At 63.3% G+C, this 16,361-nt stretch carries 19 protein-coding genes; 5 read left to right on the top strand and 14 right to left on the bottom strand.

Features of this window, described 5'->3' with window-relative positions; translation table 11 throughout:
- Window positions 1-235 (top strand): transposase (locus AC1DVR_RS04260; protein ID WP_477999283.1); only part of this gene is annotated, 235 nt, incomplete at its 5' end.
- 59 nt (window positions 236-294) lie between these two features.
- On the opposite strand, the gene AC1DVR_RS04255 is transcribed toward AC1DVR_RS04260, so the two are convergent.
- The gene (locus tag AC1DVR_RS04255) at window positions 295-1,026 is read right to left on the bottom strand and encodes an SDR family oxidoreductase (RefSeq protein WP_477999282.1); all 732 of its coding nucleotides are present in this window, start codon (window positions 1,024-1,026) and stop codon (window positions 295-297) included.
- 70 nt (window positions 1,027-1,096) lie between these two features.
- Between AC1DVR_RS04255 and argB the strand changes: the two genes are divergently transcribed.
- From argB to AC1DVR_RS04235, 4 genes are all read left to right on the top strand, one after another.
- On the top strand, window positions 1,097-1,996 hold the full coding sequence (gene argB / locus AC1DVR_RS04250) for an acetylglutamate kinase (RefSeq protein ID WP_477999281.1): 900 nt from the start codon (window positions 1,097-1,099) through the stop codon (window positions 1,994-1,996).
- Complete coding sequence (locus AC1DVR_RS04245; protein ID WP_477999280.1) at window positions 1,993-2,637, top strand: ferredoxin; 645 nt, start codon at window positions 1,993-1,995, stop codon at window positions 2,635-2,637. The genes argB and AC1DVR_RS04245 overlap by 4 nt, the downstream gene beginning before the upstream one ends.
- The gene (locus tag AC1DVR_RS04240) at window positions 2,634-3,143 is read left to right on the top strand and encodes a SixA phosphatase family protein (RefSeq protein WP_477999279.1); all 510 of its coding nucleotides are present in this window, start codon (window positions 2,634-2,636) and stop codon (window positions 3,141-3,143) included. The genes AC1DVR_RS04245 and AC1DVR_RS04240 overlap by 4 nt, the downstream gene beginning before the upstream one ends.
- Before the next feature lie 197 nt (window positions 3,144-3,340).
- A complete protein-coding gene (locus tag AC1DVR_RS04235; protein ID WP_477999278.1) occupies window positions 3,341-4,033 on the top strand; it encodes a hypothetical protein in 693 nt (230 codons plus the stop codon).
- Between the two features lie 591 nt (window positions 4,034-4,624).
- On the opposite strand, the gene AC1DVR_RS04230 is transcribed toward AC1DVR_RS04235, so the two are convergent.
- The 13 genes from AC1DVR_RS04230 to AC1DVR_RS04170 form a co-directional block, all read right to left on the bottom strand.
- Window positions 4,625-5,389 carry an amino acid ABC transporter ATP-binding protein gene (locus AC1DVR_RS04230; RefSeq protein WP_477999277.1) on the bottom strand — a complete coding sequence of 255 codons (765 nt, stop codon included), beginning with the start codon at window positions 5,387-5,389 and terminating at the stop codon, window positions 4,625-4,627.
- Between the two features lie 9 nt (window positions 5,390-5,398).
- The gene (locus tag AC1DVR_RS04225; RefSeq protein WP_477999276.1) at window positions 5,399-6,832 is read right to left on the bottom strand and encodes an amino acid ABC transporter permease; all 1,434 of its coding nucleotides are present in this window, start codon (window positions 6,830-6,832) and stop codon (window positions 5,399-5,401) included.
- Window position 6,833: 1 nt separating this feature from the next.
- Complete coding sequence (locus AC1DVR_RS04220; protein WP_477999275.1) at window positions 6,834-8,087, bottom strand: amino acid ABC transporter permease; 1,254 nt, start codon at window positions 8,085-8,087, stop codon at window positions 6,834-6,836.
- 111 nt (window positions 8,088-8,198) lie between these two features.
- The gene (locus AC1DVR_RS04215; RefSeq protein WP_477999274.1) at window positions 8,199-9,215 is read right to left on the bottom strand and encodes an amino acid ABC transporter substrate-binding protein; all 1,017 of its coding nucleotides are present in this window, start codon (window positions 9,213-9,215) and stop codon (window positions 8,199-8,201) included.
- A gap of 221 nt (window positions 9,216-9,436) precedes the next feature.
- Entirely contained in the window at window positions 9,437-10,144 is a 708-nt protein-coding gene (locus tag AC1DVR_RS04210) for an ATP12 family chaperone protein (RefSeq protein ID WP_477999273.1), read from the bottom strand.
- Window positions 10,144-11,181 carry an RluA family pseudouridine synthase gene (locus AC1DVR_RS04205; RefSeq protein ID WP_477999272.1) on the bottom strand — a complete coding sequence of 346 codons (1,038 nt, stop codon included), beginning with the start codon at window positions 11,179-11,181 and terminating at the stop codon, window positions 10,144-10,146. The genes AC1DVR_RS04210 and AC1DVR_RS04205 overlap by 1 nt, the downstream gene beginning before the upstream one ends.
- Window positions 11,178-11,531: a fluoride efflux transporter FluC gene (locus AC1DVR_RS04200; RefSeq protein ID WP_477999271.1), complete on the bottom strand. Its 354-nt coding sequence runs from the start codon at window positions 11,529-11,531 to the stop codon at window positions 11,178-11,180. Before AC1DVR_RS04200 ends, AC1DVR_RS04205 begins: the two co-directional genes overlap by 4 nt.
- Before the next feature lie 149 nt (window positions 11,532-11,680).
- On the bottom strand, window positions 11,681-12,988 hold the full coding sequence (locus AC1DVR_RS04195) for a replication-associated recombination protein A (RefSeq protein ID WP_477999270.1): 1,308 nt from the start codon (window positions 12,986-12,988) through the stop codon (window positions 11,681-11,683).
- Between the two features lie 106 nt (window positions 12,989-13,094).
- A complete protein-coding gene (gene rplQ, locus AC1DVR_RS04190; RefSeq protein WP_477999269.1) occupies window positions 13,095-13,514 on the bottom strand; it encodes a 50S ribosomal protein L17 in 420 nt (139 codons plus the stop codon).
- 136 nt (window positions 13,515-13,650) lie between these two features.
- Window positions 13,651-14,667 (bottom strand): DNA-directed RNA polymerase subunit alpha, encoded by a 1,017-nt coding sequence (locus AC1DVR_RS04185; RefSeq protein ID WP_477999268.1) that lies wholly within the window; start codon window positions 14,665-14,667, stop codon window positions 13,651-13,653.
- Window positions 14,668-14,787: 120 nt separating this feature from the next.
- Window positions 14,788-15,189: a 30S ribosomal protein S11 gene (rpsK, locus tag AC1DVR_RS04180; RefSeq protein ID WP_477999267.1), complete on the bottom strand. Its 402-nt coding sequence runs from the start codon at window positions 15,187-15,189 to the stop codon at window positions 14,788-14,790.
- A 15-nt stretch (window positions 15,190-15,204) separates the two neighbouring features.
- Window positions 15,205-15,573: a 30S ribosomal protein S13 gene (gene rpsM / locus AC1DVR_RS04175; protein WP_477999266.1), complete on the bottom strand. Its 369-nt coding sequence runs from the start codon at window positions 15,571-15,573 to the stop codon at window positions 15,205-15,207.
- 163 nt (window positions 15,574-15,736) lie between these two features.
- The gene (locus tag AC1DVR_RS04170) at window positions 15,737-16,318 is read right to left on the bottom strand and encodes an adenylate kinase (protein ID WP_477999265.1); all 582 of its coding nucleotides are present in this window, start codon (window positions 16,316-16,318) and stop codon (window positions 15,737-15,739) included.
- Between the last annotated feature and the right edge of the window lie 43 nt (window positions 16,319-16,361).

Here is a 16,361-nt window from a genome sequence, read left to right as displayed (position 1 = left end):
CTATGCCCATGTCCGCGTCGACCACGGTCGCGACGAATTCGCCCGTGGCGAGGTCCATATCAACGGCATCGAGGCCTTCTGGGGCTACGCCAAAACCCGCCTCGCCCGCTTCCGCGGCCTAAGCCCCAAAACCTTCCCCTTGCACCTCAAGGAATGCGAGTTCAGATACAACAATCGCGGCAAGAACCTGACCAGGATCCTGCTCAAAATCTGCCGCGAAAACCCGCTCTCCTAGTCAAGACCCTTCGCCGAAAATTCGTTCCCAAGTTTTTCGCAGAAAAACTGCGCCCCCGGTCAGACGTGCTGCGCGCCGTTGACCTGCAATTCAGCGCCGGAGATGTAGCTCGACTGGTCCGAGCAGAGGAACCAGATCGCATCGGCCACCTCGCGCGGCTGACCCAGGCGCTGCATCGGCAGCTTCTCGACGATCTTGTCGGTGCCCGGTGACAGGATGGCCGTCTCGATCTCCCCCGGGGCAATCGCATTCACCCGCACGCCCATCGGGCCGAAGTCATGCGCCATCTCGCGCGTCAGCGCCGCCAGCGCAGCTTTCGAGGTCGCATAGGCAGCCCCGGCGAAAGGATGCACCCGGCTGCCGGCGATCGAGGTCACGTTGACGACCGAGCCCTTGGCGGCGGAAAGCTCGTCCATCAGGCCGCGCGCCAGCACGATCGAGGCGAAGAAATTGACGTGAAACACCTGGCCCCAGGTCCGCAGGTCGGTGGTCAGGGTCGACAGGCGCGCGCCGCCCGGGCCCTTGGGGCTGATCCCGGCGTTGTTGACCAGAGCGTCGAGCTTGCCGTCCAGCTTGGACTTGATGGTCTCGATCGCGGCGATGGTCTTGTCGGGGCTGGCGAGGTCGATCTGGATGTGATTCTCCTCGCCGCCCGGCCAGGGGCAGCGGGGGTCGAAGGGCTGGCGCGAGCAGGTCAGAACCCGCCAGCCCTCGGCGGAAAAGCGCTTTACGGTGGCATGGCCGATGCCGCGGGAGGCGCCGGTCAGAACGATGGTTTTCTGGTATGTCATGGCGCCAGTCTAGACCGCTTGGCAGAGCGCCGCAAAGGTCTTAATGGGGATGAAACCCCGGAGTTTCAAAATGCAGACCCAGACCGTGAGCCGCGAAAACGCCCAGACCACCGCCAAGATGCTGTCCGAGACCCTGCCGCACCTTCTGCGCTTTTCCGGCGCGGTTGTGGTGGTGAAATTCGGCGGCAATGCCATGGGCGATGATGCCGCGATGGCGGAATTCGCCCGCGATATCGTGTTGATGAAGCAGGTCGGCGTGAACCCGGTTGTGGTGCATGGCGGCGGGCCGATGATCAACGAGATGCTGACCAAGCTGGGCATCAAGTCGGAATTCGTGCGCGGCAAAAGGGTGACCGACAAGGCGACGGTGCAGGTGGTCGAGATGATCCTGTCGGGCCTTGTGAACAAGCGGATCGTGCAGGCGATCATGGACGCCGGCGGGCGGGCCGTGGGGATCTCGGGCAAGGATGACGACCTGATGGTCTGTGTCGCCGATGACCCCGAACTGGGCTATGTCGGGCGTCCGGTCGAGATGAATGTGCAGGTCTTGCGCGATCTTTATAACGCCGGGATCATCCCGGTGGTGGCGCCGGTGGCGACCGGCATGGCGGATAACGAGACCTTCAACGTCAATGGCGACACCGCGGCCGGGGCAATTGCCGGGGCCTTGCAGGCCGACCGGCTGCTTTTGCTGACCGATGTGGCGGGGGTGAAGAATGCGGCGGGCGAGGTGATGACCAATATCACCCCGGATGAGATCAAGGCGATGATCGCCGATGGCACGATTGCCGGCGGCATGATCCCCAAGACCGAAACCGCGCTGATGGCGCTGGAGCAGGGGGTGCGGGCGGTGACGATTCTGGACGGGCGGCTGTCCAATGCCTCAATCGTCGAGCTCTTCACCGACCATGGCGCCGGCAGCCAGATCCGCTCGACCGAACCGCGGGTGAAGCCGCGCGTGCGCCGGTGAGCCTTGCCGCGGTTCAGGCCCTGCTTGAGCCGCATTGCCTAGAGGTTCTGGGCGGGTTCGCCGTGGCCGAGGGCGAGGAAGGCTTCCCGAAGGGCACGCGCAGCCTGTTGCTGCTGGGGCCGCGGGAGCCGGGGTTCTGGCCGCATCTGCAGGCGCAGCCGGAATGGGGCGGGCCGGATCCGGTGGACCGCTGGTCGCGCCGGGTGATTGGCCGGGTGGCCTGCGATCTCGGGGCCAAGGCGGTGTTTCCCTTTGGCGGGCCGCCCTATCAGCCGTTTTACCAATGGGCGCTGCGCAGCGGGCGGGTCTGGGACAGCCCGGTACGGTTGCTGGTCCATGCGACACAGGGGTTGATGGTCAGCTTTCGCGGCGCCTTGGCGCTGAAGGAGGTCATCGACCTGCCCGAGGCCGTGGCGCGCCCCTGTGACACCTGCCCTGCGCCTTGCCTTGACGCCTGCCCCGCCGTTGCCCTGACCGGAGCGGGTTATGACGTGCCGCGCTGCCATGCCCATCTCGACCGGGCGGAGGGGGCGGACTGCCTGAATGGCGGGTGCCTTGTGCGCCGCTCTTGCCCCGCAGGCTCTGGCTATGCAAGGATGGGGGTCCAATCCGCCTATCATATGAGGCAGTTCCACAGATGAAGCGCCTAATTCTCACGCGGCATGCGAAATCCAGCTGGGATGACCCGGCCACCCCGGACCATGACCGGCCCCTGAACGAACGCGGCAAGGCGGCAGCGGCCGAGCTTGGCACCTGGCTTGCCTCGCGCGGCTATGTGCCGGGCGAAGTGCTCTGCTCGGATGCGGCGCGCACCCGGAAAACCTGGTCGGGGCTGGCCCCTGCCCTGCCCGGCACGCCGATCCTGCATCTGAAACCGGCGCTTTACCATGCCGGGCCGGATGTGATGCTGGCGGTCCTGCGCCATGCGACGGCGGACTGTGTGATGATGATCGGCCACAACCCCGGCATCGCGGAATTCGCGGCCCGGCTGGCCGCCCGCCCGCCGCTGCACGAGGATTTCAACCGCTATCCGACCGGCGCCACCCTCGTCTGCGACTTCAACGCCGAAAGCTGGGCCGATGTCGGCTTTGGCCAGGGCGCCACGGTCGATTTCGTCGTGCCGAGCGAGATCCTCGCCAACTCCTAGGCTGACCCATTTTGCGCCTCGTCCCGACCGCGTCAGCCGACCCGGGCATGGAAAGCATGACAAATCAACAGGCTGATCTGTCCATCCCGCTATGAGGCCGCAGGGCCTTACGCGATCTCACGACCGCTCTTTTGACCTTTGCCAGCCGCTCCTGCACGATTCGATCTCTGAAGGATCGGCTGGAACGGAGCTTTGTCGTGATGCGCAAATCTGTCATTGGCGGCGCTTTGGGCGCCATCCTAGTGCTTTCGGCAGGCTCCGCGCAGGCCGAGGGGCCGAAGAACGTGGCGCCAGCTGCGGCGACGCGGCCGGGCATCACCTTGGGCTTCGACATCACGCCGGAGTTTTATGCCGCCAGCATCGCCGGGGCTTTCAGCCGTGGGGATCAGGCGACGACGGTGGCACGGCTCAGCCTGTCCAAACCCTTGCCGAACGGCGTGAACGTCAGTGGCGCGCTCTATGTGATCACGCGTGAGGCCAATGCAAAGAGCCCCTCCTCGACCGGCAATCTGGTGGAGGTGAGCGCCTCCTACAGGGTCCAGATGGGCAAGGCCTGGTCCCTGACCCCCTCGGTGACGCTGGGCTATGCCTTCGGGGACGAGCCAAGGGTCGATCCCGACGATAGCAAAGCGGCGGAGGCCTACTACGCGCTGGGGCTGAATGCGGATTACAGGATTTCGCCCAAACTGACGTGGAACGTGGTCAGCCTGCGCTACCGCGACGCCTTCCGCGGCGACTGGAAGACACCGAAGATCGCAACCGGCCTGACCTATGCGCTGAACGGCAGCAATGCGGCCTATGTCAATATCGGGAAAAGCTGGAAGGATTCGGGCAGCGGCTACAAGAACGACAAGTTCTCGATTGCCTTCGGCCTCAAGCATTCGTTCTGAGGCTCCCCTCACCTAGGAACTAACGAAGGGTTGGGCGTGCCGATGGCGCGCCCTTTTTGTTTCGTTGTCGGTAATTGAGAAAGGAACCGCCATATCCGGTCGCAGCCACGGATGTCCGCGAGATCAGTGCTGTATGTGGCCGGCTTTGACGACCCGTGCCGAACTGTCAAAACACACATAAAGAGAATCGTAGTCGATTTTCATGCCGCTGCACATGCCGAGAGACCACGTGGGGCAGCTCTCGTCACCACCGGGGAGGCCACCCTCGCCGAGAGGATTGAGATGGCCTTCGGGCGGGCCAAGAAGCGTAAGCACTTTGGTGAGGTCCGTTCCCGGTTGGAGATCCTGCCGGATCAAGCTTCGAACCATCGGTCCGCGAGGGCATGAAGACTGCTTTTCAACGCATTGAAAGTCCGTAAGCCCGTCGCAGTTTCCAGCTTCCGCCCATTTCTCTGGCGTGAAGCTTTGTCCCATGAACGGATAGTCGTGCCATACGAGCCGCATTGCCCCGTATAGCAAGATGAAAAGAGCGGCCGCGCACAAGGAAAAGGTGGCAAATCCTGCCACAACCACCTTGTGCCAGCGCTTCACCTAGTGACCGAGGATCTGGCTGAGGAACAGCTTGGTGCGGTCGGATTTGGGGTTGTTGAAGAACTCTTTCGGCTCGTTCTGCTCGACGATCTGCCCCTGGTCCATGAAGATGACCCGGTTCGCCACCGCCTGGGCAAAGCCCATCTCGTGGGTCACGCAGAGCATCGTCATGCCCTCCTGCGCCAGCTCGATCATGGTATCGAGCACTTCCTTGATCATTTCCGGGTCAAGCGCCGAGGTGGGCTCGTCAAACAGCATGATGCGCGGTTTCATGCAGAGCGAGCGGGCGATCGCCACGCGCTGCTGCTGGCCGCCCGACAGCTGGCCGGGGAATTTATGCGCCTGCTCGGGGATCTTCACCTTACCGAGGAAGTACATCGCGGTCTCTTCCGCCTCTTTCTTCGGGATCTTGCGGACCCAGATCGGGGCGAGGGTCAGGTTTTCCAGAATCGTGAGGTGCGGGAAGAGGTTGAAGTGCTGGAACACCATGCCGACTTCGGAGCGGATCTTGTCGATGTTCTTGAGGTCCGAGGTGAGCTCGGTCCCGTCGACGATGATATCGCCCTGCTGGTGTTCCTCCAGCCGGTTGATGCAGCGGATCAGGGTGGATTTGCCCGAGCCCGAGGGGCCGCAGATCACGATCCGCTCGCCGCGCTGCACGGTCATGTTGATGTCGCGCAGCACGTGGAAGGTGCCGTACCACTTGTTCATGCCCGTGATCTGCACGGCCACTTCGTCGGAGATTTTCATAGCGGGTTCAGCCATCGGGGGCTCCTATCGGTGGTCGGTCTTGAGCTTGCGCTCAAGATACATGGAATAGCGGGACATGCCGTAGCAGGTGACGAAGAAGATCGCGCCGACGAAGATGTAGGGCTCCCAGTAGACGCCCTTCCACGCAATGTCGGCACGAACGATCGCGGTGATGCCGCGCAGCGGGTCCTGCAGGCCGACGAAGGAGACCAGGGTGGTATCCTTGAAGAGGCCGATGAAGGTGGACACGATGCCCGGGATCGAGACCTTGAGCGCCTGCGGCATGATGATCAGCCGTTGCGCCTGCCAGTAGTCGAGGCCGAGCGCGTCGGCCGCCTCGTACTGGCCTTTCGGCAGGGCGGCGAGGCCACCGCGCACCACTTCGGCGTTATAGGCGGCCGAGAAGAGGGTCACGAGGATGATCACGCGCAGGATCAGGTCGAACTGGGTCTGCGGCGGCAGGAAGTATTGCAGCAGAAGCGAGGCGGTGAAGAGCATGGTGATCAAGGGCACGCCGCGGACGAATTCGATGAAGCCGACCGAGAGCGTCTTGATCAGGAACATGTTCGATTGCCGCCCGAGGGCGAGGAGGATGCCGATGGGCAGCGAGATCGAGATCGACGAAACCCCGATCACGAAGGCCAGCAGGAAGCCGCCGAACTGGTCGGAGGCGACGCTTTCGATATCCAGCGGGGCAATGGATTGCAGCCAGCCCGAGACATAGGATTGCAGCGCCACCCACCAGATCACCGCCACAACCGCGCCGATGGAGGTGCCCATCACCACGCCGAGGCGCGGGCTGAGCATGCGGTAGACGAGGCCGAGGATCACAAAGCCCAGCATCGCCATCGCCGGACCCCAGACCGAGCCGCCCCAGAGCAGGAAGACCGTGGCGAAGGGGTAGATCACCGTGATCGGCAGCAGGCGCTTCGGCGCGATGGTGGCGAGCCAGAAACAGCCGGCGAGCAGGAGGCCGAGCACGATGAACAGCCAGGTCGGCCCCGCTGCCAGCGCCAGCCCGATCACCGTCAGCACCACGGTCCAGCCGACCAGCTTGGTCGCACTGCGCGGGTTGTCGCCGTAAAGGATCGGCGCCATGGCGACGAACATCAGGCCGAAGTTGAAGATCGGGCGCCAGTAGATCTCGGGCGGGTAGAAGCCGTAGATCCACTGATACCAGCGTTCGTGGATCACCGCCCAGCAGGCGCCGATGGCGCCCGCGCCGTAGTTCTCGGCGATGATGCTGCGGCACTCGCCCAGCGACTTGGCGTTCCAGACACCGTGGAGGAGCCAGGGCAGCGAGGTCATCGCCAGCCAGCCGATCACGAAGATGGACGCTGCCGTCAGGATCGCGTTGAGCCAGCTCGAGAACAGGTTCTCGCGCATCCATTTGACCGCACCGCTTTCCTTGCCCGGGGGGGCCTGGGGCGGCAGCATCTGAGTACGAACATATTGCATCTCAGCGCTCCTTCAGTTTCACGGAGGCGTTGTAGAAGTTCGCGAAGGACGAGATGATCAGGCTGATGATCAGATAGATCAGCATCATCAAGAGCATACATTCCAGCTCGCGCCCGGTCTGGTTCAGCGTGATGCCGCCCAGCGTGCCGCGCAGGTCAAGATAGCTGACCGCGATGCCGAGCGAGGTGTCCTTGGTGAGCGACAGCCATTGCGAGATCATCGGCGGGATGATGATGCGCAGGGCCTGCGGCAGGATCACCAGGTTCATCGTGCGGCCCGGGCGCAGGCCCAGGGCGTAGGACGCCTCGGACTGGCCCCGGCTGACGGCCTGGATGCCGGAGCGGACGATCTCGGCCACGATGGCGGCGTAGTAGAGCGTCAGGGCGATGGTCAGCGCGGTGAAAGAATTCGCGATGCTGAGGCCGCCCTTGAAGTTGAAGCCCGCCATCACCGGATATTCCAGATGGAAGCCCATGCCGACCAGCAAAGCGATCACCGGCACAAACAGCACGGCCAGGCTTTTCCACCAGGTGGTCGGGCGGAAGCCGGTCGCCTCTTGCACGGCTTTGGCGCGGCGCAGGATCAGGCGGTTGACGAGGATCGAGCCCACGATCACCAGAATGACCGCCAGGGCCGAGGTGCTGATCGGCAACCAGCTGATCACCGGCAGGGGGTGGTCCAGCAGAGGTGCCGGGATATTGGCGCCGCGGTTGGTGATGGCCACCGAATCCCACAGGTTCATGCTCGCCTTCGACACGCCGCCGACGATCTTGAAATCCTTGGGCTGCGGCCGCGTCTCGGAGAGGACGACATAGACCAGGATGATCCACAACAGCAGCGGCACGTTGCGGAACAGCTCGACATAAAGCGCCATCAGGCGCGAGACGATCCAGTTCTTCGACAGGCGCAGCACGCCCAGAACCACCCCGAGCGCGGTCGCCAGCACACAGCCCAGACCCGCCACCAGAAGCGTGTTCAGGAGGCCGATGATCGCGGCGCGGCCATGGGTCATGTCACTGTTGTAAGGGATCAGCTGCTGATCGATGTCATAGCCGGCACGCCGGAACAGAAAGCTGAAATCAATGTCCTTGCCCTTCAGGGCGAGGTTGGAGCGCACGTTCTCGACCAGCCAGCCGGTGAAAAGCAGTGCCAGGATCAGCACGATCACCTGAATGGTGATGGCCCGATACCTTGTGTCGTAGATAAGCATCCCCAGCCGAAACCCGGGTTTCGGCATGTCGTTCGCCAGTGTCATATTTTCCCCCTGTGCGCCTTGGGTCCGGTTTTCCGGTTATGCCCCCGACAAAGCCGGGTGCGGCAGGCGTCAATTAGAAACGGGCGCGCCTTGCGGCGCGCCCATCAAGCCCTAGCGGAAGGGCGGAGCGTATTGCAGACCGCCCTGGGTCCACAGCGCATTCAGGCCGCGGGCCAGTTTGATCGGGGTGGACATGCCGATATTGGCCTCGAAGATTTCGCCATAGTTGCCGTTGGCGGCAATGGCGCGCTTGGCCCATTCGTTGTCCAGGCCCATCATCTTGCCCATGTCGCCTTCCATGCCGAGGAGACGCTTGATCTCCGGGTCCTGGGTCGAGGTGGCGACTTCTTCGATATTGGCTTTGGTGATGCCTTTTTCTTCGGCCACGAGCAGCGCGAAGAAGGTCCAGCGGACGATATCGCCCCAGTTGTTGTCGCCATGGCGCACGACCGGGCCGAGCGGCTCTTTCGAGATGATTTCCGGCAGGATCACATAGTCATCCGGGTTCGGCAGGGTCGCGCGGGTGGCAGCCAGGCCCGAAGCGTCGGTGGTATAGGCGTCGCAAGCCCCGGCGAGGAACTGGCGCTGGCCTTCGCTGTCATCCGCGATGGTGACGGGAGTGTACTTGATGTTGTTGGCCTTGAAGAAGTCCGACAGGTTGAGCTCGGTCGTGGTGCCGGTCTGGATGCAGATCGTGGCGCCGTCGAGTTCCTTGGCGGAAGACACGCCCAGCTCTTTCTTCACCATGAAGCCCTGGCCGTCATAGTAGTTCACAGCCGGGAAATCGAACTTGAGGTCGGTGTCGCGCGAGAAGGTCCAGGTCGAGTTGCGGACCAGAACGTCCACTTCGCCCGAAGCCAGCGCGGTGAAGCGGGTCTCGCCGGTGGTGGGAACGTATTTCACCTTGGTTTGGTCGCCCAGAACCGCAGCGGCGATGGACTTGCACAGGTCAACGTCAAAGCCTTGGTAAGCGCCGTTGGCATCCGGTGCGCCGAATCCGGTCAGACCGGTGTTCGAGCCGCAGTTCAGCACGCCACGCGCCTTCACATCATCCAGCGTCCCTGCAGCGGCAATACCCGCCAGCATGGCACTCGCAGCCAGAGTGCTGAAAAATACGGTTTTCTTCATACATCGTTCTCCCTGAAATCCCCGTTGAGGGGATGATTATCGTTGCCTGCCTTTTGGGCAGTACCCGATGGAGCGCACCACCAGTGTCGTTCATCATCTGACATTGCCCTTTAAAAGGTCAAGTGTTTAAGCCCAAAGCGGTTGGAAAGGGGGAAATTGAATGAAAATATACCGTCTGCCCGCAACTTGTGCAGCATTCCGGCGGACACGTTGAAATTGTCTTACGCGCAGAGCGCGTAGAAGCGGGCCGCCTGGACAAAGGCCTCATGCTTGAGGCGCGCAATCGCGGCTGCGTCCTCGTCCTCGCCCCATTGCTCGATCTGCCAGGTCTCATCGATTCGCGAGATCTGCCAGGCCTCGTCGGCGGACAGACGACCACGTGCCACGGCGAAGGCCAGGACGAGCGAGCCCGAGATCGAGATCAGGTCATGGATCGCCGCGAGCCGGAAATGCCCGAGGTCGCGCACCGCCTGATGCAGGCGGGCGAGGGATTCTGCGGGTTGCTGGATATGGACGACGCCTTTGGTGGCGACCAGTGGGGCGTCGAACTCGGCCTTGGCCCAGTCCAGAAGCGGATCCCAGGCCACAGCCTGGCGGGCGATCAGGGCGGCGGGCCGTTCGGCGCGGTAACAGAGGTGATCGGTCTCGCCATAGGCGCCCAGAAGGCCCGCGACCTCTTCATATTGCGGGATCACCTTGTCGATGGCGGAGTTCGCCATCCGGGTGGCGGGCATGGTCTCGGGGTTGACGAGGCCGTGCTGCGCGTCCCATTCGGCGGCCACGAGGGCCGCGAGGCCCTCGGTCGGCAGGATCAGGCTGGCCTTGGCCGGAGTCTTGACCGGGCGGGTGTCCAGAAGCACGGCAAAGCCGCCCTCGACCTGAGCGACCTGAGCGGCCTTCCAGAACCGTTTCGGCTTCCATTGCGACATTATTTGCCCCCGAACGGATCGGCGGGAACGTCCTTTTCGTTCCAGTCGAGCATCTTCCAGGTCTTGGCCATGTGGTCGGGCAAGGGGGCCACGAAGGTCATGATCTCACCGGTCACCGGATGTTCGACGGTGAGCTGGCGGGCGTGGAGGTGCAGCTTGCGGCTGACATCGCCACCAATGCCGGCGCCCCAGCCGTCGCCCATGTTCTCGGCCGCCGAGCCGCCGTATTTGCCGTCGCCGGCGATCGGGTGGCCGATTTCGGCCATATGGGCGCGCAGCTGGTGGGTGCGGCCGGTCACCGGCTCCAGCGCCATCCAGGACATCCGGGTGCTAAGGAACCAGAGGGTGAAGAAATCGGTCTGGGCGCGCTTGGCATCGGGAAAATCGGCCATCTTGGCGGGATGGACGCAGAGCATCTTCTCGCCCTCGCCCCGCCCACCGGGAGCTTTCATCAGCCCGTATTTGATCGAGCCCTGTTTCGGGTTAGGCACACCGGCGACCAGGGCCCAATAGATCTTGCGGGTGTTGCGGTGGCGGAGCGCCTCGGACAGGCGGCGCGCCACACGGTCGGTGCGGGCCAGCATCAACAGGCCGGAGGTGTCCTTGTCGAGCCGGTGCACCAGCTTGGGCTTGTCCTTGTAGCCGAACTTCAGCGCCTCGGCCAGGCCGTCGACATGGCGTTCGCCCATGCCCGAACCGCCCTGCGAGGCGAGGCCTGCTGGCTTGTTCAGGATGATCATATGCTCATCCTTCCAGAGGACCGCGTTCTGGATCATCTTGGTGTCGGCGGCCGAGATCTTGCCGTCAGGTTCGTATTCCGGCGCCGCGGCATCGGGCAGCGGGGGCACGCGGACGGTCTGGCCCGGCAGGATGCGGTCCGAGGCCTTGACCCGGCCAGAATCCACCCGCAGCTGCCCGGTGCGGCACATCTTTTCGACCGCTCCTTGGGTGATCTGCGGGAATTTGCGTTTGATCCAGCGGTCGAGGCGCTGTTCGCCCTCGTCCTCGGTCACGGTGATCAGTTGAACGGCGCTCATGCGAGGACCCTTTCGGTGAGGGCCGCGCCCAAGGCCACGGCAAGGAGAGAGAAGGCGACCGAGGCCATGACATAGGCCAAGGCCGTGCCCGGCTGCCCGGATTGGTAGAGTCGCAACGAATCCAGCGAGAAGGCGGAAAAGGTGGTGAAGCCGCCGAGAACCCCGGTCATCAGCAGGGGCGACAGATGCACGCGCTGGAAGAGGAGGACCGAGAGCACACCCATGACGAAGCTGCCCAGAATATTGACGATGAGCGTGGCCAAGGGCGCCCCCACCGCAAACACGGTCAGATAGCGCAGCACAGAGCCGAGCGCGCCGCCAATGGCGACTTGGGTCAGAATCCAGATCATCAGGTTTCCTTGGGCGCGGGGCGCGGAATTGTCAACCATTGCTGCGAGTCGTTTCTTCTGCGAAGAAACGCGGCTTCGAATTTTCTGCGAAAATTCAGTTTGGCGATGAGTCTTCGCAGAAGACTCGTGAACCTGATTTTCGCAGAAAATCAGTCTGCCTGGCGTTTGGCGCGCAGCTTGGCGAAATAGTCGATCCGCTTGTTCAACTCGCGTTCAAAGCCGCGCTCGGGCGGCGCGTAATAGACCGGGCGTTTCATGCCGTCGGGGAAGTAGTTCTGGCCCGAGAAAGCGTCTTCCTGATCGTGGTCATAGGAATAGGCGGCGCCATAACCCAGTTCCTTCATCAGCTTGGTTGGCGCGTTGCGGATGTGGATCGGCGGCGGCAGCGATCCGGTCTCACGCGCGGCGGCTCGGGCGGCCTTGTAGGCCATGTAGACGCCATTGGATTTGGGGGCGAGCGCCAGATAGACCAGCGCCTGCGCCAGGGCCAGTTCCCCTTCGGGGCTGCCCAGGCGTTCGTAGGTGGCCCAGGAGGCGAGGCAGATCTCTTGCGCCTGCGGGTCGGCGAGGCCGATATCCTCCACCGCCATGCGGGTGATGCGGCGGGCCAGAAAGCGCGGGTCCTCGCCGCCCTCGAGCATCCGGGCGAACCAGTAGAGCGCGGCGTCGGGGTCCGAGCCACGCACCGATTTGTGCAGGGCGGAGATCAGGTTGTAATGCTCCTCGCCGCTCTTGTCGTATTTCGAGGCGCGGCGCATCAGCCGGGTGGAGAGTTGCGCGCCGGTCAGCGGCTTGTCGACGCGCCAGGCCATGATCTGCTCGATCAAGTTCAGGAGGGTGCGGCCGTCGCCGTCGGCCATCTCGATCAGGGTTTCGCGCGCCATACCGTCGAGCGGCAGGGCGCGGTTCAGCTCTTTCTCGGCCCGCTGCGCGAGGCGCTCGAGGTCGATGGGCGTCAGGCGTTCCAGCACGATGACCTGCGCGCGGGAGAGCAGAGCGGCGTTCAGCTCGAAGCTGGGGTTCTCGGTGGTGGCCCCGACGAGGAGGATGGTGCCATCCTCCATATAGGGCAGGAAACCGTCCTGCTGCGCCTTGTTGAAGCGGTGGATTTCGTCGACGAACAGGAGCGTCCCCTGCCCGTTCTGACGGCGGATCTTGGCGGTCTCGAAGACTTTGCGCAGGTCGGGGACGCCGGTGAAGATGGCGGAGATCTGGACGAAGTTCAGATCGGTCTCGGCGGCCAGGAGGCGGGCGATGGTGGTCTTGCCGACGCCGGGCGGGCCCCAGAGGATCAAGGAGGACAGGCTGTGCGCGGCCAGCATCGAGCCCAAGGGGCCATCGGGCGACAGGACGTGGGCCTGGCCGATGACCTCGGACAGGGTACGCGGGCGAAGACGGTCGGCCAGGGGGCGCGGGGCCTCGGGGGCGGTGGAGGGGGAGTCGAAGAGATCAGCCATGGGTCAAGGTTACGCCCAGTGGTGGCGGAGGGCCAGAGGGGCTGCCCAAATGAAAAGGCCCGCAACCTTGCGGTGCGGGCCCAGGTGATATGCCGGTAAGGGCAGATCAGGATTCGTAGTTGTCTTCAGCCGCGACGCGGGCCTTGTCGGCAGCGCCCTTGGCCGAGGGATCGCGATCCACGAATTCGATGATCGCCATCGGCGCCATGTCGCCATAACGGAAACCGGCTTTCAGAACCCGGACGTAGCCGCCCTGACGTTCCTTGTAGCGCGGCCCGAGGATCGCGAAGAGACGCTCGACATATTGGTCTTGCTTGAGCTGCGAAGCCGCCTGACGACGGGCGTGCAGGTCGCCGCGCTTGGCCAGCGTGATCAGCTTTTCGATGATCGGACGCAGTTCCTTGGCTTTCGGCAAGGTGGTCTTGATCTGCTCATGCTCGATGAGCGAGCCGCACATGTTCGCGAACATCGCCTTGCGGTGTTCGTGGGTGCGGTTAAGGCGGCGGTAGCCGGAGCCGTGGTTCATGGTATTCTCCTAAAACCTTGTTTTGCTTTGTCTGGCGGGACCTAAGCTTGGTCCCACTCTCCTTGGGGCTTTCGCCCAGTCATTCCCCGCACGGGCGGGCATTTTCGCAAGGCGGGGGATGCCCCCCGCCCCAGGATCAGAATTGGTCTTCGAAGCGCTTGGCCAGGTCTTCGATGTTTTCCGGCGGCCAGTCTTCGACTTCCATGCCCAGGTGCAGGCCCATGCCCGACAGCACTTCCTTGATTTCGTTCAAGGACTTGCGGCCGAAGTTCGGGGTGCGCAGCATCTCGGCTTCGGTTTTCTGGATCAGATCGCCGATGTAGACGATGTTGTCGTTCTTCAGGCAGTTGGCCGAACGGACCGACAGTTCCAGCTCGTCGACTTTCTTCAGCAGGAGCGGGTTGAATTCCAGCCCTGCATCCTCGACGCCCTTGCCGGCCGACTCCGGCTCTTCGAAGTTGACGAAGACGGCCAGTTGGTCCTGCAGGATGCGCGCGGCGTAAGCCACGGCGTCATCCGGGGTCAGCGAGCCGTCGGTTTCGACCTTCAGCGTCAGCTTGTCATAGTCCAGCACCTGGCCCTCGCGGGTCGGCTGCACTTCGTAGGAGACTTTCTTGACCGGCGAGAAGATCGCGTCGATCGGGATCAGGCCGATCGGCGCATCTTCCGGACGGTTCTTGTCGGCAGCGACATAGCCTTTGCCGGTGTTGACGGTCAGTTCCATGAACACGTCGGCGCCATCGTCAAGGTGGCAGATCACATGTTCGCGGTTCAGAATCTCGATACCCGAGGTTTCGGAGATGTCACCGGCGGTGACAACGCCCGGGCCTTTGGCGGAGATCGACAGGCGCTTCGGGCCCTCGACATCCATCTTCAGGCGCACGCCCTTCAGGTTCAGCACGATGTCGGTGACATCTTCGCGCACGCCAGCAACGCTGGAGAATTCGTGCAGCACGTTGTCGATCTGCACCGAGGTGATGGCCGCGCCTTGCAGCGAGCCGAGCAGCACGCGACGCAGCGCGTTGCCGAGCGTCAGGCCGAAGCCACGCTCCAGCGGTTCGGCGACCAGGGTCGCGGTCCGCTGCGCATCCGGGCCGGCTTTGACAGCCAGCTGTTGCGGTTTAATCAGTTCCAGCCAGTTCTTGTGGATCATGCTTTCGCCTCCATACTTGCCCTCTGCCCATGGTCCGATCGGCAGACGACGCCCGAGGATCTTTGAAACGACGAAATCGGGCCGCGCGCGAAGGCACGGCCCGACTTTATTGTGAATAGCTTAGACGCGGCGGCGCTTCGGCGGACGGCAGCCGTTGTGTGCCAGCGGGGTCACGTCGCGGATCGACGTGATGTTGAAGCCGACTGCGGCCAGGGCGCGCAGGGCCGATTCACGACCCGAACCCGGGCCCTGAACTTCGACTTCCAGCGTTTTCACGCCGTGTTCTTGCGCTTTCTTGCCAGCATCCTCAGCAGCCATCTGGGCGGCATAGGGGGTCGACTTGCGCGAACCCTTGAAGCCCATCGTGCCGGCGGACGACCAGGAGATCGCGTTGCCCTGCACGTCGGAGATCAGGATCTTGGTGTTGTTGAAGGACGAGTTCACGTGAGCAACGCCAGCGGCGATGTTCTTGCGCTCTTTCTTCTTGGTACGGGCCGAAGCCTTGGTGGTATCGCGTGCCATATCTGTGCGCCCCTCTTATTTCTTCTTGCCGGCGATCGGCTTGGCCGGGCCCTTGCGGGTGCGCGCATTGGTGTGCGTGCGCTGGCCACGAACCGGCAGACCCTTGCGGTGACGCAGGCCGCGGTAGCAGCCAAGGTCCATGAGGCGCTTGATGTTCATCGAGACTTCGCGGCGCAGGTCGCCTTCAACCGTGAAGTTGGCGTCGATGTATTCGCGGATCGCGAGCACTTCGGCGTCGGTCAGTTGGTTGACGCGGCGGGCGCGGTCGATTTTGAGAGCATCGCAGATCAGCTCGGCATTATGGGCGCCAATGCCGGCGATGTACTGGAGCGAGATCGGAACCCGCTTCTGGGTGGGGATGTTAACGCCAGCAATACGTGCCACGCGTGATTTCCTTTACGTTGCGGTTCCGTCTTGCCAGAACCTTTTTTCACAACCCGAGGCTCGAGCCTCAGAAACGATAACCCGCCGCGAAGTGATTCCGCAGCGGGACGCCGTGCAATATGGGCTTTTCAGACAGGCGTCAAGGGCCGCAAGGCCCATTTCGTCACTTGTCAAGAACTTTCGAAATCGCGGTCGCGACGGCGGCCATATCGGCCATCCCGTCAACCGAAACCAGCTGGCCCTTGGCATAGTAATAGCCCAGAAGCGGCGAGGTTTTCTTGTAATACTCGCGCAGACGGTCCGAAAAGACCTGCGGATTGTCGTCGGCCCGCACCGGTTGCCCCGCAGCCTGCGATTCCTCGGCGCGGCGGATGATGCGCTGCACGAGCGCGCGGTCGTCCACCGCAAGCTCGATCACGGCGTCGAGCTTCAGGCCGCGCTTGGCCAGAAGCTCGCCCAGGGCGTCGGCTTGCTTCAGGGTGCGCGGGAAGCCGTCGAAGATGAAGCCGCCGGGCGCGCCCTGGGCCAGCTTCTCGTCGATCAGGCCAATGACGATCTCGTCGGTCACCAGGTGGCCCGCATCCATGACCGCAGCCACCTTCTTGCCCATCTCGGTGCCCGAAGTGCGGGCTTCACGCAGCATGTCGCCGGTGGAGAGCTGGACCATCTGCCGCTCGTCCACCAGACGCTTTGCCTGCGTGCCTTTGCCGGCACCGGGCGGGCCAAGAAGAATGATGTTGCTCATGGGTTGGGTCCCTCCCTTTTTTGGTCTGCGTCAAAGCGCAACG

The organism is Rhodobacter sp. P2_H5, from assembly GCF_056403335.1.
This window is presented reverse-complemented; position numbering and strand designations above follow the sequence as displayed.

What these genes read in the sequence shown, in the direction of transcription:
- AC1DVR_RS04170 (WP_477999265.1), bottom strand. Translation starts at nt 16,318, where the DNA reads ATGAGCAACATCATTCTTCTTGGCCCGCCCGGTGCCGGCAAAGGCACG.
- AC1DVR_RS04225 (WP_477999276.1), bottom strand. Translation starts at nt 6,832, where the DNA reads ATGCAATATGTTCGTACTCAGATGCTGCCGCCCCAGGCCCCCCCGGGC.
- AC1DVR_RS04255 (WP_477999282.1), bottom strand. Translation starts at nt 1,026, where the DNA reads ATGACATACCAGAAAACCATCGTTCTGACCGGCGCCTCCCGCGGCATC.
- rpsK (WP_477999267.1), bottom strand. Translation starts at nt 15,189, where the DNA reads ATGGCACGCGATACCACCAAGGCTTCGGCCCGTACCAAGAAGAAAGAG.
- AC1DVR_RS04220 (WP_477999275.1), bottom strand. Translation starts at nt 8,087, where the DNA reads ATGACACTGGCGAACGACATGCCGAAACCCGGGTTTCGGCTGGGGATG.
- AC1DVR_RS04200 (WP_477999271.1), bottom strand. Translation starts at nt 11,531, where the DNA reads ATGATCTGGATTCTGACCCAAGTCGCCATTGGCGGCGCGCTCGGCTCT.
- AC1DVR_RS04195 (WP_477999270.1), bottom strand. Translation starts at nt 12,988, where the DNA reads ATGGCTGATCTCTTCGACTCCCCCTCCACCGCCCCCGAGGCCCCGCGC.
- rplQ (WP_477999269.1), bottom strand. Translation starts at nt 13,514, where the DNA reads ATGAACCACGGCTCCGGCTACCGCCGCCTTAACCGCACCCACGAACAC.
- argB (WP_477999281.1), top strand. Translation starts at nt 1,097, where the DNA reads ATGCAGACCCAGACCGTGAGCCGCGAAAACGCCCAGACCACCGCCAAG.
- AC1DVR_RS04185 (WP_477999268.1), bottom strand. Translation starts at nt 14,667, where the DNA reads ATGATCCACAAGAACTGGCTGGAACTGATTAAACCGCAACAGCTGGCT.
- AC1DVR_RS04215 (WP_477999274.1), bottom strand. Translation starts at nt 9,215, where the DNA reads ATGAAGAAAACCGTATTTTTCAGCACTCTGGCTGCGAGTGCCATGCTG.
- AC1DVR_RS04210 (WP_477999273.1), bottom strand. Translation starts at nt 10,144, where the DNA reads ATGTCGCAATGGAAGCCGAAACGGTTCTGGAAGGCCGCTCAGGTCGCT.
- AC1DVR_RS04240 (WP_477999279.1), top strand. Translation starts at nt 2,634, where the DNA reads ATGAAGCGCCTAATTCTCACGCGGCATGCGAAATCCAGCTGGGATGAC.
- AC1DVR_RS04230 (WP_477999277.1), bottom strand. Translation starts at nt 5,389, where the DNA reads ATGGCTGAACCCGCTATGAAAATCTCCGACGAAGTGGCCGTGCAGATC.
- AC1DVR_RS04205 (WP_477999272.1), bottom strand. Translation starts at nt 11,181, where the DNA reads ATGAGCGCCGTTCAACTGATCACCGTGACCGAGGACGAGGGCGAACAG.